General features: G+C 65.0%; 23 protein-coding genes. 9 read left to right on the top strand and 14 right to left on the bottom strand.

Annotation, left to right across the window (positions count from 1 at the left end; translation table 11 throughout):
* Positions 1-75 precede the first annotated feature (75 nt).
* Positions 76-285 (bottom strand): cold-shock protein, encoded by a 210-nt coding sequence (locus CAG34_RS12170; protein ID WP_003254922.1) that lies wholly within the window; start codon positions 283-285, stop codon positions 76-78.
* Positions 286-613: 328 nt separating this feature from the next.
* On the opposite strand from CAG34_RS12170, the gene dcd reads away from it, so the two are divergent.
* A complete protein-coding gene (gene dcd / locus CAG34_RS12165; RefSeq protein ID WP_003258001.1) occupies positions 614-1,180 on the top strand; it encodes a dCTP deaminase in 567 nt (188 codons plus the stop codon).
* A gap of 93 nt (positions 1,181-1,273) precedes the next feature.
* Positions 1,274-1,501, top strand: coding sequence for a hypothetical protein (locus tag CAG34_RS12160; RefSeq protein WP_046614742.1), 228 nt, complete (start codon positions 1,274-1,276; stop codon positions 1,499-1,501).
* 10 nt (positions 1,502-1,511) lie between these two features.
* Here CAG34_RS12160 and pdeM read toward each other — a convergent pair whose 3' ends face one another.
* The 8 genes from pdeM to CAG34_RS12120 form a co-directional block, all read right to left on the bottom strand.
* Positions 1,512-2,165: a ligase-associated DNA damage response endonuclease PdeM gene (gene pdeM / locus CAG34_RS12155; protein ID WP_085590213.1), complete on the bottom strand. Its 654-nt coding sequence runs from the start codon at positions 2,163-2,165 to the stop codon at positions 1,512-1,514.
* On the bottom strand, positions 2,162-4,615 hold the full coding sequence (locus CAG34_RS12150; RefSeq protein ID WP_085590211.1) for a ligase-associated DNA damage response DEXH box helicase: 2,454 nt from the start codon (positions 4,613-4,615) through the stop codon (positions 2,162-2,164). Before CAG34_RS12150 ends, pdeM begins: the two co-directional genes overlap by 4 nt.
* A gap of 67 nt (positions 4,616-4,682) precedes the next feature.
* Entirely contained in the window at positions 4,683-5,798 is a 1,116-nt protein-coding gene (locus CAG34_RS12145) for a succinylglutamate desuccinylase/aspartoacylase family protein (RefSeq protein WP_085590209.1), read from the bottom strand.
* Between the two features lie 222 nt (positions 5,799-6,020).
* Positions 6,021-7,679 carry an ATP-dependent DNA ligase gene (locus CAG34_RS12140; protein WP_085590207.1) on the bottom strand — a complete coding sequence of 553 codons (1,659 nt, stop codon included), beginning with the start codon at positions 7,677-7,679 and terminating at the stop codon, positions 6,021-6,023.
* Positions 7,676-8,692, bottom strand: coding sequence for a ligase-associated DNA damage response exonuclease (locus CAG34_RS12135; RefSeq protein WP_085590205.1), 1,017 nt, complete (start codon positions 8,690-8,692; stop codon positions 7,676-7,678). Before CAG34_RS12135 ends, CAG34_RS12140 begins: the two co-directional genes overlap by 4 nt.
* A 98-nt stretch (positions 8,693-8,790) precedes the next feature.
* A complete protein-coding gene (locus CAG34_RS12130) occupies positions 8,791-9,132 on the bottom strand; it encodes a hypothetical protein (protein WP_085590203.1) in 342 nt (113 codons plus the stop codon).
* Positions 9,133-9,236: 104 nt separating this feature from the next.
* On the bottom strand, positions 9,237-11,678 hold the full coding sequence (locus CAG34_RS12125; protein WP_085590201.1) for a penicillin acylase family protein: 2,442 nt from the start codon (positions 11,676-11,678) through the stop codon (positions 9,237-9,239).
* A 103-nt stretch (positions 11,679-11,781) separates the two neighbouring features.
* Positions 11,782-13,122, bottom strand: coding sequence for a PLP-dependent aminotransferase family protein (locus CAG34_RS12120; protein WP_085590199.1), 1,341 nt, complete (start codon positions 13,120-13,122; stop codon positions 11,782-11,784).
* 155 nt (positions 13,123-13,277) lie between these two features.
* Here CAG34_RS12120 and CAG34_RS12115 point away from each other — a divergent pair, with 155 nt between their 5' ends.
* On the top strand, positions 13,278-14,474 hold the full coding sequence (locus tag CAG34_RS12115) for an MFS transporter (RefSeq protein WP_085590197.1): 1,197 nt from the start codon (positions 13,278-13,280) through the stop codon (positions 14,472-14,474).
* 54 nt (positions 14,475-14,528) lie between these two features.
* Here the strand turns inward: CAG34_RS12115 and CAG34_RS12110 are convergent, their stop codons facing one another.
* Genes CAG34_RS12110 through CAG34_RS12095 form a run of 4 tightly spaced genes read right to left on the bottom strand, consistent with a single transcriptional unit; the run spans position 14,529 to position 16,195 of the window.
* Positions 14,529-14,726, bottom strand: a complete 198-nt coding sequence (locus CAG34_RS12110; protein WP_003258907.1) for an SEC-C metal-binding domain-containing protein — start codon at positions 14,724-14,726, stop codon at positions 14,529-14,531.
* A gap of 7 nt (positions 14,727-14,733) precedes the next feature.
* A complete protein-coding gene (locus CAG34_RS12105; protein WP_085590195.1) occupies positions 14,734-15,219 on the bottom strand; it encodes an LEA type 2 family protein in 486 nt (161 codons plus the stop codon).
* Positions 15,220-15,221: 2 nt separating this feature from the next.
* Complete coding sequence (locus tag CAG34_RS12100; RefSeq protein ID WP_015271542.1) at positions 15,222-15,698, bottom strand: YchJ family protein; 477 nt, start codon at positions 15,696-15,698, stop codon at positions 15,222-15,224.
* A 2-nt stretch (positions 15,699-15,700) separates the two neighbouring features.
* A complete protein-coding gene (locus CAG34_RS12095) occupies positions 15,701-16,195 on the bottom strand; it encodes a DUF6231 family protein (RefSeq protein ID WP_025340372.1) in 495 nt (164 codons plus the stop codon).
* A gap of 159 nt (positions 16,196-16,354) precedes the next feature.
* Here CAG34_RS12095 and CAG34_RS12090 point away from each other — a divergent pair, with 159 nt between their 5' ends.
* The 4 genes from CAG34_RS12090 to CAG34_RS12075 all read left to right on the top strand — a co-directional run bounded on the left by CAG34_RS12090 (position 16,355) and on the right by CAG34_RS12075 (position 18,981).
* Positions 16,355-17,047: an OmpA family protein gene (locus tag CAG34_RS12090; protein ID WP_025340371.1), complete on the top strand. Its 693-nt coding sequence runs from the start codon at positions 16,355-16,357 to the stop codon at positions 17,045-17,047.
* A gap of 89 nt (positions 17,048-17,136) precedes the next feature.
* Positions 17,137-17,856, top strand: coding sequence for an OmpA family protein (locus CAG34_RS12085; RefSeq protein WP_025340370.1), 720 nt, complete (start codon positions 17,137-17,139; stop codon positions 17,854-17,856).
* Between the two features lie 98 nt (positions 17,857-17,954).
* The gene (locus tag CAG34_RS12080; protein ID WP_025340369.1) at positions 17,955-18,230 is read left to right on the top strand and encodes a DUF1145 domain-containing protein; all 276 of its coding nucleotides are present in this window, start codon (positions 17,955-17,957) and stop codon (positions 18,228-18,230) included.
* A complete protein-coding gene (locus CAG34_RS12075) occupies positions 18,223-18,981 on the top strand; it encodes a collagen-like triple helix repeat-containing protein (protein ID WP_075046127.1) in 759 nt (252 codons plus the stop codon). Before CAG34_RS12080 ends, CAG34_RS12075 begins: the two co-directional genes overlap by 8 nt.
* Before the next feature lie 150 nt (positions 18,982-19,131).
* Here the strand turns inward: CAG34_RS12075 and CAG34_RS12070 are convergent, their stop codons facing one another.
* Positions 19,132-19,596, bottom strand: a complete 465-nt coding sequence (locus CAG34_RS12070; protein WP_003258897.1) for a CopD family protein — start codon at positions 19,594-19,596, stop codon at positions 19,132-19,134.
* Between the two features lie 98 nt (positions 19,597-19,694).
* Between CAG34_RS12070 and dinG the strand changes: the two genes are divergently transcribed.
* Together dinG and CAG34_RS12060 are read left to right on the top strand one after the other, a co-directional pair.
* The gene (dinG, locus tag CAG34_RS12065; protein ID WP_013973931.1) at positions 19,695-21,839 is read left to right on the top strand and encodes an ATP-dependent DNA helicase DinG; all 2,145 of its coding nucleotides are present in this window, start codon (positions 19,695-19,697) and stop codon (positions 21,837-21,839) included.
* An 81-nt stretch (positions 21,840-21,920) separates the two neighbouring features.
* Entirely contained in the window at positions 21,921-24,155 is a 2,235-nt protein-coding gene (locus tag CAG34_RS12060) for a beta-galactosidase (RefSeq protein ID WP_085590193.1), read from the top strand.
* Positions 24,156-24,161: the final 6 nt, after the last annotated feature.

The following is a 24,161-nucleotide window of genomic DNA, read 5'->3' as shown; positions in this document are numbered from 1 at the left end:
ACTCGGTCTTTCGGCCAGGCATAAAAAAACCCGCCGGAAGGCGGGTTTTTTGAAAGCTAGGAAGCTTCGATCGACTTAGGCGATCTGAACTTCTTCAGCCTGCATGCCTTTCTGGCCGCGGGTAGCGACGAAAGTAACAGCCTGGCCTTCTTTCAGGGTTTTGAAGCCGTCAGCTTGGATGGCTTTGAAGTGCACGAACAGGTCGTCGCCCGACTGAGGGGTGATGAAGCCGTAGCCTTTCTCATCGTTGAACCACTTAACAACACCGGATTGACGGTTGGACATTTTTCTGTCTCCTTGGACAATTTGATAACGGTCAGGAAAAACCCTGGCCGGGACTGAGCGCAAAGAGAGCAGAAAATTCAGCGATGGGCCGATCAGGATCGTGCATCAAACTAGAGATTCTCGGTGTCACGTGCAGCACAGTGGCGCCACCTTACCCCACTTTCCGCAACCTGCCAATGGTCAGAAGACGCTTTACGCAAATTCGGATCGACGGCGGCTGCAGCCCCCGCCCGGCGCGGGATGAGGCATGGAACTTTAACCTGGGCGCCGGGACCGGTAAGATGCGCGTCTCGAATTTTCACCTCGCAACTCTTCAGGACACCCCGCCATGAGCATCAAATCGGACAAGTGGATTCGCCGCATGGCGCAGGAACACGGCATGATCGAACCGTTCGTCGAGCGCCAGGTGCGCGGCGAACAGGACAGCCGGGTGATCTCCTTCGGCGTCTCCAGCTACGGCTACGACGTGCGCTGCGCCGACGAATTCAAGGTGTTCACCAACATCAATTCGGCCACCGTCGACCCGAAGAACTTCGATGCCGGCAGTTTCGTCGACATCAAGAGCGACGTATGCATCATCCCGCCGAACTCCTTCGCCCTGGCGCGCACCGTCGAGTATTTCCGCATTCCGCGTGATGTGCTGACCATCTGCCTGGGCAAGAGCACCTACGCCCGTTGCGGCATCATCGTCAACGTCACCCCGCTCGAGCCCGAGTGGGAAGGCCATGTGACACTGGAGTTCTCCAACACCACCACGCTGCCGGCGAAGATCTACGCCAACGAAGGTGTGGCCCAGATGCTGTTCCTGCAGTCCGACGAAGAATGCGAAGTGTCGTACAAGGACCGTGGCGGCAAGTACCAGGGCCAGCGCGGCGTCACCCTGCCGCGTACCTGAGCCGACGAGCGCGGGGAATTCCCCGCGCCTTTGGCACTCCAACTGGATAACGCCGGTGCGCATGATGCGCAGCGGCCTTGTCAGGAGCAGCCAATGAAACTCCACCCCGCAATCAGTGCCAAGCTGGCAGTTCTGCAGCCCAATCACGTCGGGTTGCTGCCATGGTCACTGCTGGCACACCCGCTGCCCATGCAGGCGGGCGGCGTGCCCCACCAGCCTGACCCGGATACCCCGCAACCGCCGGAGCCCGGTGAAACACCACCCATGGAACCGGGCGAGCCAACCTTGCCTGATGAGCCTCCTCCGGCGCCTGTAGCCTGAGTGAACTCGGCTAGAGCGCCCAGACACGGTCTGCCCCTGCCAGGTACACCCGGCTGGCGCTCGTGGGCGCGATTTCCCAACCCCCGGTGAATTCACCGAACGCCGGCAACAGGCTGACCTGGCCATCGATCAGGAAGCAGGGCAGTCGCAGGCGTTGCCGAGCCTTGCCACGCAGTACAAATACCGGATGTACATGGCCTGCCAGTACCGGGTGGCTGGGGTGCGGTTCGGGGTCGTGCTGGAGCGCGAAGGGTTCAAGCAGCCAGGGTTCGTTCATGACTTCTATTTCGAGCGTCACGGGTGGATCACCGGCGTTGCGATCATGATTGCCGCGTATCAGCACGATTTTCAGGGCCTTGTGCCGTTCCCTCCATGTCTGCAGCCTGGTGAGCGTTGCCGGCGCCCGCGCTGTTCGGGCATGCAGGAAATCGCCAAGAACGATCAGTTGCTCGCAATCATGCGCGGCCAGCAATGCATCCAGGCGCTCGAGTGTCGCTTCGGTGGTGCCGCGTGGTACCGGTTGGTGCAGGGCGCGATAGCTTGCTGCCTTGCCGATGTGCACGTCGGCCACCAGCAGGGCACGACGGGCTGGCCAGTAGATGGCCTTGTCCGAAAGCAGCCAGAGCACCTGGCCATGGTGTTCGATGGATAGGAAGTTGGTCATTCCGTAGCGTCCGCCGCACTGTTCAGTTCCGCGACCATCCTGGCAATCCGGTCCGCCAGTTTCTCGGTGCTCAACGTTTCGCGCATGCCTTCCACCAGCAAGGCAAATGCCAACGGCCCGGGCCGCTCAAGCTGTCGCAGCTCCAGCCGTAACTGCCCCATTTTCAGCAATTGACGGTGCAGCCGCTCGATCTCCAGTTCCTCATTCAGCACTTCGTCCCGTGCCTGAGCCAGCAGCAAGTTGCCGGCGTCGTGCTTGCGAAATACCTCATAGAACAAACCGCTGGAGGCCTGGATCTGCCTCAGGCTTTTCTGCGCCGCCGGATACCCGCCAAACACCAGCCCGGCAATCTGCGCGATCTCGCGAAAACGGCGCAATGCCATTTCTCCAGCATTGAGGCTGGCCAGCACATCCTCCAGCAGGTGTTCGGTAACCAGCGCCTGTGGCAGATGCGTTGCCCAGTCCACGTTGCCCGGGCTGAGCAGTTCGAACCCGTAGTCATTGACGGCAATCGAAACCGAAAGCGGCTGCACGCGGCTCACTCGCCAGGCAATCAGGTTGGCCAGGCCAAGGTTGGCCATGCGTCCGGCGAACGGGTACAGGAACAGGTGCCAACCTTGGCGCGACTTGAAGGTCTCGGCCAGCAGCGTGCCGGGGGTGGGCAGCGCCGACCATAGCGCCTGCAAGGTCAGCAGAGGGCGCACTGCACGCATCTCCGGGCCTTGGAAGCGCCCCTGGGATGCTGCGCCAAGCTGCTCGACCAGTGCGTCGGCCAGTTCGCTGGAAAGCGGCATGCGGCCACCATTCCAGCGAGCGACCGCTGCCTTGCGCGCGGTGCTGCGGCGTACGTAGGCGGTCATGTTTTCCACGCGCACCAGTTCCAGCACTCGCCCGGCGAACACCAAGGTATCGCCAGGGCGCAAACGGGCAATGAACGCCTCTTCGACGCTGCCCAGCGCCTTGCCTCCGCCGCCCTTGCTCCAGTACTTGAGCTGCAGGCTGGCGTCGCTGACGATAGTACCGATACTCATGCGGTGGCGACGTGCCAGGCGTTCGCTGGCAACCCGGTAAGCACCGTCGGCCTGGCGCTCGACGCGCTGGTAGTCCGGGTAGGCGCTGAGTGAACTGCCGCCATGGCAGACGAAGTCCAGCGCCCATTGCCACTGGCTGTCGCGCAACTCGCGAAAGGCCCAGGTGCTGCGCACTTCGGCCAGTAACTGCTCCGGGTGAAAGCCACTGCCCAGGGCCATGCTGACCAGATGTTGCACCAGCACGTCCATGCACAAGCGCGGCGAATGACGGGCCTCGATGTGCCCGGCTGCCAATGCCTGCCTGGCGGCGGCTGCTTCCACCAGTTCCAGGCTGTGGGTGGGCACCAGAGTAACCCGGGAGCGCCGCCCCGGCGCGTGGCCGGAGCGCCCGGCCCGTTGCACGAGGCGGGCAATGCCCTTGGCGGAACCGATCTGCAGTACTCGCTCCACGGGCAGGAAGTCCACCCCCAGGTCCAGGCTGGAGGTGCAGACCACTGCCTTCAGGCTGCCTTGCTTGAGGCTGCGCTCGACCCAGTCACGGGTATCGCGGGCCAGCGAGGCATGGTGCAAGGCAATCAGGCCGGCCCAGTCGGGGCGTGCTTCGAGCAGGGCCTGGTACCAGAGTTCGGCCTGCGCCCGCGTGTTGGTGAATACCAGGCAACTGGTGCTGGCATCGATCTCCCGGCTGACCTGGTCGAGCATCTTCAAGCCCATGTGCCCTGCCCAGGGGAAGCGCTCGATGGCCGTTGGCAGCAGGGTATCGACCTGCAGCGGCTTGTCTTGTCGGCCTTGTACCAGCAAGCCGCCTTGTGGCAGCAATACGTCCAGCGCATGTTGAAGATTGCCGAGGGTGGCGGACAGGCCCCAGGTCGGCAGGCTCGGGTGCCAGTGGCGCAGGCGGGCCAGCGCCAGTTGCAGTTGTACCCCGCGCTTGTTGCCCAGCAGTTCGTGCCATTCGTCCACCACTACCAGGCGCAGCGTGGCGAAGTCTTCGCGGGCTTGTGCCCGGGTCAACAGCAGCGTAAGGCTTTCAGGGGTAGTGACCAGTACGCTGGGCAGGCGCCGTGCTTGCCGGGCACGTTCGGCGCTGCCGGTGTCGCCGCTGCGAACGCCCACGCTCCAGGGCAGGCCCAGGTCGTCCAGCGGCAACTGCAGCGCGCGAGCGGTGTCGGCGGCCAAGGCACGCATGGGAGTAACCCACACCACCTGCAACGGTGCAGCCAGACGCCCCTGGGCTTCGGCCTTGAAGGCCCGCAGCGCGGCGAGCCATACCGCGTAGGTCTTGCCGGCACCGGTACTGGCATGCAGCAAGCCGGATTCGCCCCGGTCCACGGCTGCCCATACACGGCGCTGGAAAGCGAAAGGCTTCCAGCCACGCTTGGCGAACCAGGCCTTGGCGAGGTCGGTGGCGGCGGGCATGGGGCATAGGGTCCTTCGGTGGCTGTGTTTCTACAGACAACCAGCCAGGTGCAATGGTTTTACCGGATCAGTTTGCCAGCAGATAGCCGCTGCGGCACACCTGCTCGCCTGCGACGTGGGCGATGACCATGCCTGCGGTAGCCATGCGCCGTACGTTACGTGCATACAGCAGGCCGGGCTGGCTGTTGTGGATGGCAGTCACCCGGTCGCTGAGCGGGTCGATGACTTCGGCGATCAACTGGCCCGCTTCCAGGTGCTGGCCTGGCCGGGCGTGGTACACCAGCAGCCCGCCCAGTGGCGTTATCACCGGTTCGACGGCGGCCAGCGGCGTGGCCGGGCAGCGCAAGTCGGGCAGGGCCGGGCTGGCGCCTTCGATGACCCCCGCATGGGTCAGGAAATCGAGAATCGCCTGGCAGTCCTTGCTGGCCAGGTCGTGGCTGACATCGGCCTGGCCGCGCAGCTCGACGGTGACCGAGCAGCAGCCCAGCGGAATCGGGAACCGTTTGCCGAAGCGTTGCTGCAACTGCCACCACACCAGGCTGAAGCATTCATCGAACGACTGCCCGCCCGAATCGGTGGCCAGCAGGCTTGCCTGGGCACCCAGGTAGCGGGCCAGCGGTTCGATCTGCGGCCAGGCGTCTGGCGTGGTGTACAGGTGCTCGACCGCCTCGAAGTCGCAGTGCAGGTCCAGCACCATGTCGGCATCGCAGGCAAGGCGCTGCAGTATCAGGCGTTGGGCCTGCAGCGGTGTGCGCGCCGGGTGTGCGTCCAACCCCCGGCGCAGGTATTCGCGGATCAGTGCGAGGTTGTGTGCCGGGTCTTCGGTCAGGTGTTCTTCGATCTGGTCGCCGATGCTGTCGGAAAGGTCGACGAAGTTACGGTTGAAGTTCTCGCCACTTTGCAGTTCGAAACGTCCCAGCGGCGCGTCCAGCAGCACTTGTTCCAGGCCGACCGGGTTGGCCACCGGCACCAGGATGATCTCGCGCTGCAGGCGGCCTTGCTGTTCCAGTTCACCCAGGCGGCGCTTGAGGTGCCAGGCCACCAGCATGCCGGGCAGCTCGTCGGCATGCAGCGAGGCCTGAATATAGACTTTGCCGCCACCGCGAGGTCCGAAGTGGAAGCTGTGCAACTGGCGGGTAATGCCCGGAACGGGCGAGAGCAGGTCGTGAGTTGAATGGTGCATGGTGGTCCTGGGTGCGTGGCGAAAACGGTCTGCGACACAGTCGGCACAGAGATGGAAGCACAGTTTTCGGGCTTGCGCCTCCTTCGATTGCGCCCCGATTACCGCGTCGGCTTCTTCGCGGGCGCGCCCGCTCCCACAAGGAACCTCACAATCCTCGGGCCTGTGATGAACCTGTGGGAGCGGGCGAGCCCGCGAAAAAGCCAACCCGGTATCGAATTGATTTCAGGCCAGCAGCGCCTGCAATGTAGCCAGGTCATCCGCTTCTTCCACTGGCTTGTCCAGCCGCCAGCGCAGCATCCGCGGAAAGCGCACGGCAATGCCGCTCTTGTGCCTCCTGGACAGCGCGATGCCCTCGAAGCCAAGCTCGAACACCAGCGTCGGCGTCACGCTGCGCACCGGCCCGAAGGTTTCAACCGTGGTCTTGCGGATGATGGCGTCGACCTTGCGCATCTCTTCGTCACTGAGCCCTGAATAGGCTTTGGCAAAGGGGACCAGTGCCCGCCCCGGCGTACCGGCTGGCGCGTCCCACACGGCGAAGGTGTAGTCGCTGTACAAGCTGGCCCGCCGGCCGTGGCCGCGCTGGGCATAGATCAGCACGGCATCGACGCTGAACGGGTCGATCTTCCACTTCCACCAGGTGCCCATGTCCTTGGTGCGCCCCACGCCATACAAGGCCTCGCGCTGTTTCAGCATCAGCCCTTCCACCCCCAGGCTGCGGGACTGTTCGCGCTGGCAGGCAAGGTCGGCCCAGTCCCGGCCTTCGAGTAGAGGCGAGAGCAACACCGGGGCCAATGGGTGCTCCTCAAGCACGTGTTCCAGCTGTTGGCGGCGTGCATGCTGCGGCCGGCTGCGCCAGTCCTCGCCTTGCCATTCCAGCAGGTCGTAGGCCTGCAGCACGACCGGCGCGTCGCTCAGCAGCTTCTTGCCCAAGGTCTTGCGACCCAGGCGCTGCTGCAACATGGCAAAGGGTTGTACAGCCAGTTCAGCCGCTGAGCTGCCGGGTTTCCACACCAGGATCTCGCCATCGAGCACGACACCGTCGGGTAGCGTCTGCGCCAGGCTGTGCAATTCGGGGAAGCGTTCGGTGACCAGTTCCTCACCGCGCGACCAGACCCACAGCTGGCCTTCGCGCTTGACCACCTGGGCGCGAATGCCGTCCCATTTCCATTCGATCTGCCATTCGCTTGGCGGCCCGAGCAGTGCATCGAGCTGGTCGGTTGGTACCTGCAGGGGGTGGGCCAGAAAAAACGGGTAGGGCTGGCCGCCACGCTGGCTATGTTCATCGTCTGATTCCGGGGCTATCAGCCGTTGATAGCTGGCTGCCGTCGGGCGGTGGCTGATGTCGGTGTAGCCAACCAGGCGCTGGGCCACGCGTTTGGCATCCAGCCCGGCCAGTTGTGCGAGGGCGCGAGTGACCAACAGCTTCGATACCCCCACGCGAAAGCTGCCAGTGATGAGTTTCAGGCAGAGCATCAGGCTGGGGCGGTCCAACTGGGCCCAAAGAGGCGGCAGGCGTTGCTGGATCTCCTCGACCGGCAGGCCACGCAATGGCAACAGATGCGCTTCGACCCAGCGGGCGAGGCCCTCGTCGCCAGGGTGGTGGCTTTCCGGTACCAGCAGGGAAATGGTTTCGGCCAGGTCGCCAACGGCCTGGTAGCATTCCTCGAACAGCCAGTCAGGCAGCCCCGCCAACCTGCCAGCCAGCTCCCGCAGCACGCGTGTAGGCACCAGTTGGCGAGGGCGGCCACCTGCCAGGAAGTACACCGCCCAGGCGGCATCCCCAGCCGGGGCGGTGCTGAAGTAGTCGCGTAGCGCCGTGAGCTTTGCAGTGCTGGAGGTAGTCGCATCCAGCCTCAGGTACAGCTCGGCGAATGCTTTCATGCGTCTGGCTCCGCTGCTACCACGTCATCTTCCTCGCCGTACTCGGTCACGAAAGCGCGGGCATCGAGGCCTTGTTCGATGAGGTAGCGCACCAGCACATTGACCGAGCCATGGGTGACCATCACGCGTTCTGCGCCAGTCTGGCCGATGGCCCAGAGCAACCCCGGCCAATCGGCATGGTCCGAGAGCACGAAACCTCGGTCTACCCCGCGCCGGCGGCGGGTGCCGCGCAGCAGCATCCAGCCACTGGCAAAGGCATCGCTGTAGTCGCCGAAACGGCGCATCCAGCTGCTGCCACCCGCCGAAGGCGGTGCCAGGACCAGTGCCTGGCGCAGCAGCGGGTCGTTGCGTGGGATATCGCCCACATAGCGGGTTTGCGGAAGGTAGACGCCAGCGTCCCGGTACACCCGGTTGAGTGGTTCGACAGCGCCATGCACGAGGACAGGACCAATGTTGGCGTCCAGCCCGTGGAGGATTCGCTGGGCCTTGCCGAAGGCATAGCAGAACAGCACGCTGGCTTTGCCCTGTTCACTATTGGCGCGCCACCAGGTATTGATGCCGGTGAAGATCTCGCCCTGGCTGGGCCAACGGTAGATGGGCAGGCCGAAGGTCGATTCGGTGATGAACGTGTGGCAGCGCACCGGTTCGAACGGCGTGCAGGTGCCGTCGGGTTCCACTTTGTAGTCGCCGGAGGCGACCCAGACCTCGCCCTGGTACTCCAGGCGCACTTGCGCCGAGCCCAGTACATGCCCGGCCGGGTGCAGGCTCAGGGTTACGCCATGGTGCAGCAGGCGTTCGCCGTACGGCAGGGTTTGCAGGTTGATGTCCTGGCCCAGGCGGCTGCGCAGGATGCCGGCGCCTGGGGCGGCGGTGAGGTAATGGCGGTTGCCGACGCGGGCATGGTCGCCGTGGCCGTGGGTGATGACGGCACGCTCCACTGCCCGCCAGGGGTCGATGTAGAAATCACCGGGCGGACAGTACAGGCCTTCGGGGCGGGCGATGACGAGGTCCATGGCTCAACGTCTGGAGTAGGGCTTGCTAGGTCAGAGTGTCGAGGCCCGCGACAAGTTCTATGTGTGAGGCAGCCCTCTCGAGGGCTGCCAGACCCGCGTCAGGAAATAGCGACCTTCCAGCCCGTTTTTCGGGCTTCTTCGATACAGATCTTGGCGACGCGGGCGATGTTCAGGCGTTTGCCGTCATGCATCAAATATGGCGAAGCACGGAAGTGATCCCAAGTGGTATCGACGCTGTTTGGCAGCAGGTCCTCGGTGTCGTAAGTGATTTCCAGGGTGACGGGTGAAGTAACCGCAGGGGCGCAGGCATCTCCGTCGCTGATCATGCGGTAGTCGGCGATTGCAGTTCCCACCCAAAGTTGTGCATTGACGGTAGCGCCAGCTGGAACTTTGAGGGTATCAGGCCAGGAAATTTCAATTTTCAGGGTTTCTGTAGCCATGTTCTCATCCTCTTGATGGAAAGTGTGCCGCACCTGTCCGGGAACAGTGCGGCACCGAGGATGCTAGGTAGCTGGGCGGCTGCCGGTAACCAGGAAAGGCTCCACTAGCGCCCTGGCACCAACGTCAAACGCTGGTTGCCATACGCCCGCCCGAAGTTCTGCTGCTGCAGTGGCAGGCTCATGAAGCGCCCTTTGAACCAGGCATCCAGCCCGTCGCTGTAATGCGTGCTGGCCGGGTTGCCGGACTGCCCGCTGCTGGTCAGTACCTGCAACGGCTCGGCCTGGCCGAAGTCGACGATCATCCGCGCCGAGGCCGGCAGGCGGGTGTCGAAGTCGGCGCCCCAGGCGTATGGCGTCAGGGCCAGGGTGGTGAAGTCGCCACCGGCAGCCAGCGGCGAGCGGCCGAGGGCGTCGCCCAGGCCATGGTAGGCCGGTGCAGGCCAGCGGTATTGGTGCAGCTTGCCCCACTGCCAGGCGCGGCGGTCGGCGCCCAGATGCGCGGTGCCGGCATCCACCGCGCCAGCCAGGCTGCGGGCGAGAATGGCCGGCTTGTCTTCTTTCTGCGGCGTGCTGCGGTCATCCCAGAACGGGCTGTCGTCGCGGCCCAGCAGGTGGTCGGCCTGCGCCGAGAACGACAACCGCGCATTGCTGACGAAAGCCTGCCAGGCCGGGCCGGATTCCGGGCCCAGGTCGTCGAGGAAGGTTTGCCGGGCCACTTCCTGGAGGAACAGTTCGTACAGTGCGGCATCGGCCGATACCGGGCTCAGGCGGCCATCGAAGGCCTTGAGCCGGGCCAGCGCGTCGCTGGCCTTGTCGCGCTGTGCGGCGGGCAGGGCGTCGATCGCCTGCTTGAGCGGCTGGGCCATGCCCGGGGCGTCGAACATCTGCTTGAGCTTGTCGGCCAGCAGTGTGGTCTGGTCGTTCTGCAGGGCCATCAGGCTGCGGCTGTCGTGGCGGCCATTGCCGGCCAGCTGGGCCAGGCGCTCGGCGCGCTCGGGGTAGTACCAGGTGCTGGACAGCTGCATGCCATAGCCACGCGGCAGGCTGCGCTGGTTGGCGTGGCCGATCCAGCCGGCGGGCGGGTCCTGGTCGTAAGGGTGCAGCATCGGGTCGGCATAGCCGTCCCAGTCGTAGCGCCCGTCCCAGCCCGGCGAGGGCAGCAGGCCCTGGCCTTCGCGGCGGTTGGGGTAGCGGCCACTGACTTGCCAGCCGATGTGCTCGGGTTCGGCGAAGACGAAGTTGAGGGCGGCGGCGGTCACTTCACGGGTGCTGTCGAAAGCACGCTCCACGCTCTTGGCGCGGGTCAGGTCGAACAGCGCATCCAGGCTGCGGTCGCCCTTGAACTGTGGCAGGTTCAGTGCCAGGCCCAGGCTGGCATTGCCTGGCTGGGCCAGCAGGGTGCCGTGGCGGGTGTCGTACATCACCTCGCGCAGCGGGCGCTGGCCGCGGACGAAGAAGGTTTCGCTACGGGCGCGGGCCGGCAGCCATTTGCCGTCGGCCAGGTAGCTCAACTGGCTGCCCTGGTGGCGCAGTTGCTCCAGGTACAGGTCCTGGTTGTCGGCCATGACCGCGCTGCTGCTCCAGGCCAGCTTGCCGTTGTAGCCGGCCAGCACGATCGGCAGGCCGGGCAACGACAGGCCGGCGACCTGGTACTTGCCGGTGTGGATCTGCACCGGGCTCAGGGCCCAGGCGGCTCGGCTGTCGCTGGCCAGCAGGCTCTTGCCGCTGCGGCTGCGCTGCGGCGCCAGGGCCAGGTTGGCCGAGCCCGGGCTGCCCAGAAGGTCGAGGTCGGCCAGCTTCTGGCTGGCAGCTGCCAGGGCCGGCAGCCCCGGCAACTGGCTGGCCAGGTTCAGGCCCTTGAGCTTGTCCACTTCGGCGTCGGCCAACGGCTCGTCCGGGGCACCGGGTAGCAGCCAGGCCAGCTTGTCGCTGCCGGCTTTCTGCGCCAGGGTCAGGGCGCTCAGTTCTTCCTGCAGGTTCACCGACTGGCTGAAGGCATACAGGCTGAAGATCAGCGCCGAGTCTTCGGGCTTCCAGTATTCGGGGCGGTAGCCACTGCTGGCCAGGCCGGCGGGCAGCTTGTCGCGGTAGCGGAACAGGTAGGCGTTGACCCCGCGTGCATACACTTCGAAGAAGCGCTTGAGCCGTGGCGACGCGTCGGCGTACTGCTGGGCGGCGCTCTGCTTGAGGTTGGCCGCGCGCATCAGGCGGTCGATGTCCAGCGCGTCGCTGCCGGCCAGTTCTGCCAGGCGGCCCTGGGCCAGCAGGCGCATGGCGACCATCTGCTCGATGCGGTCGCCGGCATGCACATAGCCCAGGCTGAACAGGGCGTCATGGAAGCTGCTGCTTTCGATCAGTGGTGCGCCCATTGCGTTGCGCCGTACCGAGACGTTCTGCGCCAGGCCCTTGAGCGGCTGCACGCCGCTGGTCGGTGGCACGCTGCCCTGGTAGCCGCCCGTCTGGCAGCCGGCCAGCCCGAGCATGCCGAGCAGCGTGGCAGCGGTTGCGAACCGCGGGCGGAATGGAGGAAAGGCGGAGGCGGCCATGACAAGGGCTCCTGCAAGGCGTGGCGGGTTTCGAAAGGCGCTAAGGTAGTGAGCGCGCAGGCGCCGTGCAAGGTCCCTGGGCGGTTTATTTGCCAGTGCCGACTCAAACCTTGAAATGTTCGGCCACGGCGTCGGAAAAGTGCGTGCAATTGATGCGAGCAAGGCGTTGATAGTCACGGCTGACGGCGAAGGCCGAGCCTGGCATCAATAGCACCTTGTGCTGTTCCAGGCGACGCATGAAAGGCTGCAGGTCGGCCAGTTCGGGGTGGTAGACCCACAGGAACATGCCGCCTTGGGGCGTTATGTCGAACTGCCAGCCACGCGCCCGCAACAACTGCTGGGTCTGCGCCTGCTGCCGGATCAGACGCTGCTGCAGGTCTTGCATGTGCCGGGCATAGGTGCCGTCGGACAAGATGGTGTTGACGAAGCGTTCGCAAAACGCCGGCACCGCCACGCAGGTCAGCAGTTTCAGGCGCGTCAGCGGCTCTATCAGCTCTGCCGAGCAGGCGATGTAGCCCACGCGCAATGAAGCGGACAGGCATTTCGAGAAGCTGCCGATGTAGATGACCCGCTCAAGGTTGTCCAGTTCGGCAAAGGTCTGGCGCACACCCGGGCTGAAGTCGCCGTAGACATCGTCCTCGACCACGAAGAAGTCGTGTTCCACCGCCAGGCGCAGGACGCTGAAGGCATTGTGCGGGCTGATGTTGCCGCCGGTCGGGTTGTGGAAGGTGCTGTTGCAGAAGAACGCCTTGACCTTGTGCCTGGCCAGGTGCTCCTTCATGTCTTCCACGCTTGGTCCGTCCTGGGTTCGGCGCACCCCGACCACGTGGCCGCCGGCCAACTGGATCAGCTTGATCAGGTTGCCGTTGCCGGGCTCGTCGACGAACACGTGATCGCCTGGCTTGATCAACAACCGCGCCACCAGGTCCAGCGCTTGTGTGGCGCCCAGTGTAGTCAGCAACTGGCTTGGCCGGGCATCGACACGGGTCAGGCGTTTCAGGTGCACGCACAGCTGTTTGCGCATGGGCAGGTAGCCCTGGATGTCGCCATATTCCGCCAGCGAGCTCTGCTCCAGCCGCGCAGTGCGTCGAATCGCCTTGGCCAGCAGCTCGGTGTCACGCCAGGCGGGTGGCAGCCAGCCGCTGCCCAGTTTGATGTAGTGCTGGCCCCCCTGCAGCAGCTTGAACAGTGGGTCGCCGGCCATGCCTGCGGGCGCATCCACTGCGCCGGTTTGCCGTGTGTGGCTGGCGACGAAGTAGCCGCGGCCAGGAATGGCAGTCAACACACCTTCGCTGACCAGCCGGGCATAGCTGGAGACGACATCGTGGTAGCTGCAGCCAACCGCCGCCGTCAGCTTGCGGATGGACGGCATGCGCTGGCCGGGCAGCCATTCGCCGGCTTCGAGGCGCTGTTTCAACTGGTCATGAAGGCTGTGCGGGCGCATGGCGGGTCCAGCAGCTGTTAGAAAAAATAGCCTAACAGTTAACCGGAAAGCGCGTCGACTGTTCGAATTTCAGGGCGCGGCAGATGCGACCATGCACCTGTCGGCATCTTTCCCAATACCGAAATCGACCCGTCCACCAACCGTGAGCACACGCTATGTCGAGCACACTTCCGCGGCGCACGTACCTGTATTTCACCGCGCAATCGATCAACCTGACGACTGCGGTCATGTCCGTGACCATGGCGGCCATTGTCGGGGCGGCGCTGGCGCCTGCCGCCACGTGGTCCACCGTGCCCTATGGTTTCCAGTTCCTCTGCCTGATGCTGGCCACCTATCCGGTCTCCAGGCTGATGAGCCGTATTGGCCGCAAGCGCGCCTTCATGCTGGGCTCGATCCCTTTGGCGGTGTCTGGCATCAGTGGTTACCTGGCTGTGCAGTACCAGCACTTCCCGACGCTGGTGATCAGCCATTCGGCATTGGGCATCTACATTGCGTTTGCCAACTTCAATCGCTTCGCGGCCACCGACAATCTGGCCCAGAACCTGAAGCCCAAGGCGCTTTCCCTGGTCGTGGCCGGTGGGGTGATCGCTGCCGTGGTCGGGCCGGCGCTCACCGAGTGGCTGAGGGACGTTGGTGGGTATCCGCTGTTTTCGCTGTGCTACGCCGCTTTTGTCGGCCTGGCGGTGATGTCGTTGCTGACAGCGGCCTGCCTGCCCGGCGATACCGGCACCGCCAGTAACGACCGTGCAGCGAAACCGGCTGGCACGACCGCCGAGCCGCTGAGCCCGGTGGTTGCCGTGGCCATGGCAGTGGCCGCGCTGGGCTACGGGATCATGAATTTGCTGATGATCCAGGCGTCCATGCACATGAAATACATGCATGAGGACTTTTCCGACGTTCGCCTGGCGATTCAATGGCATGTGATTGCCATGTTTGCGCCGTCGTTCTTCACCGGCGCCATCATCCACAAGCTCGGCATCCGGGCCACCATCTGTCTCGGCCTGGGCCTGCTGATCGGTTGCACGGCCATGAACATGTGGTCGCACAGCTACGCGATGATGACCTTGTCACTGATAGCCCTGGGCCTGGGTTGGAACCTGACCTACGTGGGCGGTGGGGCGCTGTTGGCGCAGACGCTGCAAAACAGCCCGGCAGCGATGCAGATGCAGGGGAAGAACGATCTGGCCATTGCGGTGTTCGCGACCATTGGCGCATTCAGCCCGTCGCTGTTGCTGGGTACGGTCGGTTGGGATGGCACCAATGCCATTTGCATGGCCCTGTGCATCGTGCTGCTCATGGCCACCGCAGGGTTGCTGCAGCGCAAGGTTTCAGGGCCTGCCAGGGCCAGCTAGGCCCCGGCTACCCACTGCGCGGCCCGCGGCAGGGACGCGCAAGCGCTGTTCAGGTCAGGCGCCGTGGCACTTCTTGAACTTTTTCTGGCTACCGCACGGGCACGGGTCGTTACGGCCAACGTCCTTCAGGGCGTTGCGTACCGGCTCCTGGTGGCCGTGGTTGCAGTGCGGGCCGTGTACATGGCCATGATCGTGGTGGTGATCATGATCGTGGTTGCAGTCAGGGCCATGAACGTGGGGTTGCTGGGACATTGCAGGGTTACTCCAGTTTGTAATCACCGGGGATTATCTCACCACTGCGCGACAAGTGCAGGTCCCGATGGATGAGCAACCCGGTCGCCAGTTCGCCCTGCAGGCTGTAGTGCAGCGGTTGTTCGCTTTTCAGCAGCTTGGCCAGTGGTTTCAGGTGCTGCCACAGGTTGGTCCGCGCGGTGATATTGAAAGTACGCTGGGCATGCCCGCCGACACTGCGCCACACGCTGGTTTCATCCTGCACCAGCAACAGGTCGTTGAGGCGTATGGCATACGACAGGTTGCGGATGAATAGGCGGCTGTCATTGGGGTTGTCGATTCGCAGATGCAGCACGAATTCCTGCTCCAGCAACCTGGCCTTGACCGTCTCCACCTCGACCAGGTGCACCTCGGGTTCGCGCCAGTCGTCACTGCCCCAGCTGGCGCAGCCCGCCAGCAGTGCCAGCCATGCCATCAAGGTGGCGAGCAGCAGCGGGCGGGTGCGGGCGATCATGTTCAGCTACCCACGTAACTGGCGCAGCATTTCTTGAACTTCTGGCCGCTGGCGCAGGGGCAGGGGTCGTTGCGCCCGGCCTTGAGCCCGACCGTGGGGTCGATGAAGTACCAGCGCCCGGCATGCTGGACGAATGCCGAGCGCTCGCGGTGCTGATGGTCACCCTCCTGGTCGTGCCAGCGTGCAGTGAAGGTGACAAAACCGTGCTCCGGCTGGCCGCCCAGCACCTCTGCGCTTTCCACCTCCAGGCCCAGCCAGGTGCTCTGGGCGCTCCAGGCGGCCATGGCGGCACGGTCCAGGCCGGCTTGCTGGGCGGGCAGGGTGGTGGCCACCAGATAGTCGACCAGGCCCAGCACGTAAGCGCTGTAGCGTGAGCGCATCAGCGCCTGGGCATCCGGTGCCGGGGTGCCGGCATGGTAATGCCCGCAGCAGGCGTCGAGCAGGTTGCCACTGCCACAAGGGCAGACCGAGACACTCATCATCACCACCAGTACTTGCCGAAGTTTTCAGGGTTGGCCCAGAACTTGGCATTCAGCCAGTCCGGTACCTGCTTGTAGTCATGTAAATCATAGGTGAACAGGCTCAATACCTGCTGGTCACGGCGGAATTTCTCGCTGGCCGACAGGGCCAGGGCAAAGAAATCGGTGTCTTGCCAGCCACAGGCGGCCAGGTCGGCCAGCACCGCGACCCGGCTGGCATTGAGGTTGCGAATGCCGCCGAGCAATTCCAGGCCGGTGCGTTTGGGCAGGTGCTCCAGGCAGTCCACCAGTACCGCCAGGTCAAAGCGCTGGGCTGCCAGTTCGGCCGGCAGCGGGCCTGGGGCGGCCGTGGCGATGGTTACCTGTGGGTGCGCCTGGGCGAAGGCGTCCAGCGCCGGGAAGCGCGTGCCCACCAGCAGCAGGCGTTGCGGGGTGAAGCGCTCGAGCAGGGCCGCCAGGGCCTGCTGCGGGGTGCGCTGGGAAAAACCGTCGGTCATTGGCAATCCTCGTTGAAGTCGTCCAAGACTAGCGGGCCGCAGCGTGCGGGCAAAGAGGCATGTGACTGTGTCGTGGCTTATTGGTGGCAGGGATCAGATGCTCGGTCTTTACTCCCTGAAATCGGCCTTATGCCGATTCCCCCTAGGAGAAGCAATGAAATGAGCATAGTACGCACAGCGATACCCCTGGTTCTGCTCACCAGTGTGTTGACTGGTTGTGCAGGTTTGCAAAAGACCGACTGGCCGAAATGTGCCGCCGTCGGGGGTGTAAGCGGCGCTGCCCTGGGCGCCATCGAGAGCTCCAGCTGGGCTGGTTGGGGCGCGTTGCTGGGCGGTGGCCTGGCGGCGGGCTATTGCTGGGCCCATGGCGATGGCGACGAGGATGGCGACGGCGTGCCGGACAGCCGTGACAAGTGCCCAGGCACCCCGCGCGGTGTGCAGGTCGATGCCAACGGCTGCCCGCCAGAGCCGGCCGCGGTGGTCGAGGAAGTGGTGGTGCAGAAGGAAGAAGTCATCGTCATCCGCGATGTGCACTTCGAGTTCGACTCTGCGCGCCTGACCGCCAGCGACAAGGAGCGCCTCAACACCATTGCCACGCGCCTGAAACAGGAAGCGCCGTCCGCCCGCCTGAGCGTCAGCGGCCATACCGACAGCGTCGGCTCCGACAGCTACAACCAGAAACTGTCCGAGCGCCGTGCCCACTCGGTGACCGATTACCTGGTCGAGAGCGGTGTGCCGCGCAGCAGCTTCGTTTCGGTGGTCGGTGCCGGTGAAACCCAGCCGGTGGCAGACAACGCCACGGCCGATGGGCGCGCCATGAACCGCCGTACCGAGATCAAGATCCAGCGGTAGAGCGGCGTGCGCCCGTGCCTTGAGCAGTGGCACGGGCGCGCCTTCACGGCGGTCAACCGTCCGTGGCCAATGACACAGGAGCATTCAGCATGAGTGTGACGTCGAAGGCGGCGCTGCCGCTGTTGGTGGCTGCCAGCCTGCTCGCGGGCTGCGCCACCCACAGCGATGGCAGCGCGCCGCTCAACCAGAGGACCTGGCCCATCTGCAGCCTGCTCGGCGGCCTGGTCGGTGGTGGCCTGGGCGCCATCGAAAGTTCGAGCTGGGCGGCTGGCGGCGGTGCCCTTGGCGCCATTGCCGGGGGCCTGATCTGTTACGCCCAGGATGGCGACGAAGATGGCGACGGTATTTTCGACCGCCGCGATCGTTGCCCCGATACCCCCGCCAACACTGCGGTCGACCACATGGGCTGCCCGTTGAAGGTGTACCCCGCATCGCCGCCTGCCACTGAACCTGAACCGTCGCCAGAGGTGATCATCCTGGATGACAACGGCGCGGTGATGTTCGCCTTCGATTCCGCCGAGCTGACCCCGGCGGCCCAGCAGCGCCTGCAAGGCCTGGTGGCGAAGCTCGATTCACCGACGGTGGCGAAAGTAAGTGTGATCGGGCATACCGACAACGTAGGCTCCGACAGCTACAACCAGGCACTTTCCGAACGCCGCGCCAGCAGCGTGGCCGTTTACCTGATCAGCCAGGGGCTGGAGGCGGGCAAGGTCACCAGCCAGGGGCGCGGCGAGAGTGAACCGCTCACCGACAATGAAAGCGAGGAGGGCCGCGCCCGCAACCGACGGGTGGAACTGCACCTCAACTGAGTGGTGCTGGCGCCTGTCCTGACATTGCAGTTAATGTTGGTCGCACGGCCCGCTCGAACGGGCCGTCTCGACATAACAACAATCCATGGGGGCGGGATATGAAGTTCATCCTGGGCTTGGGCAAGGTCCTGACAGTCGCTTTCTGGGGTGTGGTGTTGTTCAATCAGTTGATGCCACAACCCTTGCCCTTCAATCTGCTGATCAACGCCGCCGGCATCACCTTGCTGGGCCTGCACCTGCTCGAAGTGCTGTTCTTCAATGGCAGCCTGCGCGGCCGCAGCCACCGCTGGTTCGATCGTCTGCAGATCCTGTTGACGGGTATCTTCCATGTCATGTCCATCCCCCGTGTGCAGGAGGCGCCGCGAAATGCGTAATCTGATGTTGCTGGCCATGTTGGCCGTTCCCCTGGCCCAGGCCGAAAGCCTGGAGGTCGCTGCCAATTCCATGCTGCGCCTGCCCGACAAGTCGGCAAGCGTGCACCTGGCACAGTTGCGTGTCGCCGATGCCGCAACCCTGCTGCTGCCTGCCACGCTCGCTGAGTTGAAGGTCGACCAGCTGGAGTTGGGGCGCGATGCACGTATCGCCATTGCACCTTCCGATAGCCCGTTGCTGATCGAGGCGCGCAGTGCGCGGCTGGGTGAGGGGAGCGAATTCAGTGCGCCGGGAGCGGCGGGTACTTACCAGCGGGGAGCCCGGTCGGGCCGCAGCCTGGACCTGAAACTGGCTGAAGTGGATGCCGAGCGCCTGGCCATCGATGCCCGTGGCGGTGCCGGTGCGCCGGGGTACGTGGGGCTCGATGGCGCCAACGGCCAGGCCGGTGGCTGCACCTGGGGCCAGGCCAGCCGCGGTGCCAATGGCGATGACGGCGGCAACGGGCACGATGGTGCGCCGGGTGGGCGCATCCGCTTGAGCGTGCCGCAGGGCTTCCCGCAAGAACGCATCGTGGTGCGCCTGGACGGCGGCGCACCGGGCAAGGCCGGGGCTGCAGGCAAGGCCGGCAAGGGCGGGGCTAGCAAGGGTTGCCTGGTGTACCGCACAGACGCCGGCGCCAACGGCCGGCCGGGGCAGCCGGGCCAGCCTGGATTGGCCGGCGCTGCAGGTGAGCTGATTCTGCAGCGCCTCTGAAGCCTTGCCGCGCCCCCTGTAGGAGCGGCCTTGTGTCGCGATGGGCTGCGCAGCAGCCCCAGGATTTCAGCGCCTTCGCCCAAATTGCCGGGGCTGCTGCGCAGCCCATCGCGACACAAGGCCGCTCCTACAGGGGCCGCGCAGATCCTGTCAGAGCATCAGCCGCGAACTGGCCACGGCTACCACCGCCAGGCCCAGCAGCAGGTTGATCCCCACCATCCGCCGAATCCGCCCCAGCACTGCCGCACCTGCCGGCCAGTCCTCGGCCTGCACCGCCGCCCTCAGCTCCGGCAGCAGCAACGCCTGGATGCGCATGAACAGGGCAAACATGGCGATGCCCCCACCGATCATCACCTGCACATACTTCGGTGCAGTCTCGAAGCCGCTGAAGCGCATGTGCAACATGCCGATACCACTTATCGCCAAAATCGCCACGGCCAGCCAGACCCAACCGAAGAAGCGTCGGAAAACTTCCACCCACAAGCGCAGCCGGGCAGGCCCTTCAAGGGCTGCAACCGTTGCCGGGCGCAGCACCAGCCAGGCGAAGAACATGCCGCCGACCCACACCAGGGCGGCCAGGACATGCAGTGTGTAGGGCAGGGCAAAGGCAAGCATCCGGATCTCCATGCGGCATAAAGGGCAATAGCGGGGTATGATAGCCGCCCCATGCGAAACACTGAAAATATATCCAGCCCGCCGGGCGCCTGCAGACCATGATCAGCAACGAACTCAAAGCCACCATCCAGGGCGCCTATACGCGTTTTCTCGAAGCCAAGAGCCTCAAGCCGCGCTATGGCCAGCGCTTGATGATCGCCGAAGTGGCCAAGGTGCTCGGCGACATCGCCTGCGACGAAGAAGGCCGCCGTGCCGGCGAGCCTGCCGTGGTGGCAGTGGAGGCGGGCACCGGTACCGGCAAGACGGTGGCCTACAGCCTGGCTGCCATTCCGGCCGCCAAGGCCGCCGGCAAGCGCCTGGTGATTGCCACCGCCACCGTGGCGCTGCAGGAGCAGATCGTCTTCAAGGACCTGCCCGACCTCATGCGCAGCAGCGGGCTGAACTTCAGCTTCGCCCTGGCCAAGGGCCGTGGCCGCTACCTGTGCCTGTCCAAGCTCGACATCCTGCTGCAGGAAGGCCACGCCCAATCGGCCACCGCCCAGCTGTTCGAGGAAGAAGGCTTTCACATCGAAGTCGACGAGCGCAGCCAGAAGCTGTTCAACAGCATGATCGAGAAGCTTGCCGGCAACCGCTGGGACGGTGACCGCGACAGCTGGCCCGAAGCCCTCGAAGACCAGGACTGGGCGCGTCTGACCACCGACCACAGCCAGTGCACCGGCCGTCATTGCCCGAACTTCCAGCAGTGCGTGTTCTACAAGGCCCGCGAAGGCATGGGCAAGGTCGACGTGATCGTCACCAACCACGACATGGTGCTGGCCGACCTGGCCCTGGGCGGCGGCGCGGTATTGCCCGACCCGCGCGACACCATGTACGTGTTCGACGAAGGCCACCACCTGCCGGACAAGGCCATCGGCCATTTCGCCCACTATTCGCGCCTGCGCTCCACTGCCGACTGGCTGGAGCAGACCGCCAAGAACCTGACCAAGCTGCTGGCCCAGCACCCGCTGCCCGGTGACCTGGGCAAGTACATCGAACAGGTGCCGGAGCTTGCGCGGGAAGTGCGCACCCAGCAGCAGTTCATGTTCACCCTGTGCGAGCAGGTTGCCGACTTCCGCCCCAGCGAGGACAACGAAGGCCGTGAGCGCCCGCGCTACCGCTTCGAAGGCGGCGTGGTGCCGGAGCAGATTCGCGAAGTGGGCATCGAGCTGAAAAAGGGCTTTGCCCGCCTCAACGACCTGTTTACCCGCCTGGCCGACCTGCTCAAGGAAGGCATGGATGGTGAGGTCAACATCGGCATCGCCAGCCACCAGGCCGAGGAGTGGTACCCACTGTTCGGTAGCCTGGTCACCCGTGCGCAGGGCAACTGGGAGCTGTGGACGGCCTTTACCGCCGAAGACCCGGAAGACAGCCCGCCCATGGCCCGCTGGCTGACCCTGGCCGAGAGCGGTGCGCTGTTCGACATCGAAGTCAACGCCAGCCCCATCCTGGCCGCCGAAATGCTTCGCCGCAGCCTGTGGAGCGTGGCCCATGGCGCGCTGGTGACCTCGGCGACGCTGACCGCGCTGGGCAAGTTCGACCGCTTCCGCATGCGCTCGGGGTTGCCGCGTGACGCGGTCACCTGCGTGGTGCCCAGCCCGTTCGTGCATGGCGATGCCGGCCTGCTGCGGGTCCCCGACCTCAAGGCTGACCCGCGGGATGCGGCGGCGCATACCGCAGCGATCATCCGCGAACTGCCGAACATCGTCGAAGATGCCCGCGGCGCGCTGGTGCTGTTCTCCTCGCGCAAGCAGATGCAGGACGTGTTCGATGGCCTGGACCGTGACTGGCGCAAGCTGGTGCTGATCCAGGGCAACCTGTCCAAGCAGGAAACCCTTAACAAGCACAAGGCGCGGGTCGACGATGGCCAGCACAGTGTGCTGTTCGGCCTGGCCAGCTTTGCCGAGGGTGTCGACCTGCCGGGTGCCTACTGCGAGCACGTGGTGATCGCCAAGATTCCCTTCGCCGTGCCCGACGACCCGGTCGAAGCGGCGTTGGCCGAGTGGATCGAAGCTCGCGGCGGCAACCCGTTCATGGAAATTGCCGTGCCCGACGCCTCGCTGCGGCTGATCCAGGCCTGCGGCCGCCTGCTGCGAACCGAACAGGATCGCGGTGTCATCACCTTGCTTGACCGGCGCCTGGTCACCCAGCGCTACGGCAAGGCTATTCTCAATGCGCTGCCGCCGTTCCGGCGGGAGATTTCCTGACCGCCGGAGCACACTTGCTCCGGCGCGATGTCCATTACTCAGTCGTGGGCCATGAGGGCCCTGAAGGAGAGCCCCAGCCTTATGGTCCGCCGTACCCTGCCCGCCATTTTCGCCCTGTTGTTCAGCTCGCCCTTGCTGGCTGGGCAGCAGACGCTGTTCAGCTTCGTGCGCCCGGCCTCAGTGGTCAACGTGGCGACCGAGGATGCCGGCATGCCGCAGTACAACGCGGAGCAGACGGCCGAAGGCGAAGTGTTGCGGCGCGTGGTGTTCAACCCGGCCCAGCGGCCGACCCTGCGCCTCAGCCCGCAAAGCGGTGTGTGGGACTGGTCCGGCGGTCAGTTCCTGACCTTGCGCCTGCAAAGCGCGATGGATTGGGCGCTGACCGTGGACGTCATGGTGCAGGGCAGTGATGGCCGCACGTTGACCAGCCGCATCGACCTTCCGGCCGGTCCTGCGCAAACCGTGATGGTACCGCTGACGGCCAGCTCGCCGCTGAGCCAGGGCATGCGCGCCGGCCCGCCCATGCCCTGGAACCATGGCGGCCAGCGCCTGCTGCTGACCAGCAGCGCCGGCGCGGTCGACCTCAAGCAGGTGGCGTCGGTCAGCCTGAGTATCCCCAACCCCAAGGTGGCGCAGAACCTGCTGATCGAGCGGGTCGGCATCCAGGATGACGACCAGGCCTACAAGGCGGCCTACCATGAGCTGATCGATGCCTATGGCCAGTCCACCCGCGGCCATTGGCCTGAAAAGGTTGCCAATGACGAGCAGCTCAAGGCGGCCGATGCACGCGAGCAGCAACAGCTCAAAGGCTGGCTGGCAGAGCATGGCAAGCAGCAGCTGGATGCATACGGTGGCCTGCTGGCCGGGCCGGCGTTCGAGGCCAAAGGCTTCTTCCGCACCGAAAAGCGTGACGGCCGCTGGTACCTGGTAACGCCCGAGGGGCATCCGTTCTATTCCCTGGGGGTGAATGCCGTGGCCGCGGATGGCGGGCGTACCTACGTCGCCGGGCGTGAAGGGATGTTCAAGGCGTTGCCGGGCGAGGATGATGCACTGGCCGCATTCTATGGCGAAGGCAACAACGACGACGGCAACCCCTCGTCGCAAGGGCGCAACTTCAAACAGGGGCGCTGGTTCGATTTCTATGCCGCCAACCTGCAACGCACCTATGGCAAACCCTGCCCGCCCGCGGTAGAAGGGCAGCCGGCCAACTGCCCACCATTGGCGCTGGATACCGCCCGCTGGCAGGCGCATGCGCTCGACCGCCTGCAGGCCTGGGGTTTCAACACGGTCGGCAACTGGAGCGAGCCGGCCCTGGGCCAGGCCAGGCGCATGCCGTACACCTTGCCGCTATCGATCGTGGGGGATTACGCCAGCATCAGCACCGGCATGGACTGGTGGGGCCGCATGCCCGACCCGTTCGACCCGCGTTTTGCCATGGCTACCGAGCGCGCCGTGGCCATTGCCGCCCGCGATCACCGTGACGACCCCTGGCTGATCGGCTATTTCGCCGACAACGAACTGGCCTGGGCCGCCCCCGGTAGCGACCCGAAGGCGCGTTACGGCCTGGCCTACGGTACCTTGCGCCTGACCACCGATGTACCGGCCAAGCGCGCCTTCCTCAAGCAGTTGCGTGACAAGTACCGCAACCAGGAAGGGCTGTCCAAGGCCTGGGGCATCGAGCTGACCGCCTGGGAACTGATGGAGGACCCGGGCTTCGAGGCACCGTTGCCCGACCCGGAGCACCCGGAAATCGAGCGTGACTACCAGCACTTCCAGCAGGTGTTCGCCGAAACCTACTTCAGGACCATTGCCGACTCGTTGAAGTGGCATGCGCCCAATCACCTGCTGCTGGGGGGCCGCTATGCCGTCAGCACGCCGGAGGCGGTCAAGGCCTGCGCAGAGTTCTGCGATGTGCTCAGCTTCAACTTCTATACCCTCAAGCCGCAGGATGGCTACGACTTCGCCCGCCTGGCCGAGCTGGACAAGCCGGTGTTGGTGTCCGAGTTCCAGTTCGGCTCGCGCGATCGCGGGCCGTTCTGGCCGGGGCCGCTGGAAGTGGCGCGGGAAGAAGACCGTGGCCCGGCCTACGGCAACTTCCTCAAGGCGGCCCTGGCGCAGCCGATGATCGTTGGCGCGCACTGGTTCCAGTACCTCGACCAGCCGGCCAGCGGCCGCCTGCTCGATGGCGAGAACGGCCACCTCGGGTTGGTGGCGATCACCGATATGCCATATCCGGGGTTTGTCGATGCCGTGCGCAAGAGCAACTTGCAGGCAATGAGCCAGCTGCGCGCCCAACTGGAAAAGCCGGCGCCCTAGCAACCG

This window comes from Pseudomonas sp. B14(2017) (assembly GCF_002113255.1).
Lineage (GTDB): Bacteria > Pseudomonadota > Gammaproteobacteria > Pseudomonadales > Pseudomonadaceae > Aquipseudomonas > Aquipseudomonas putida_Z.
Note: the sequence above shows the minus strand (reverse complement) of the source record. Positions and strands in the feature narration are given on the sequence as shown.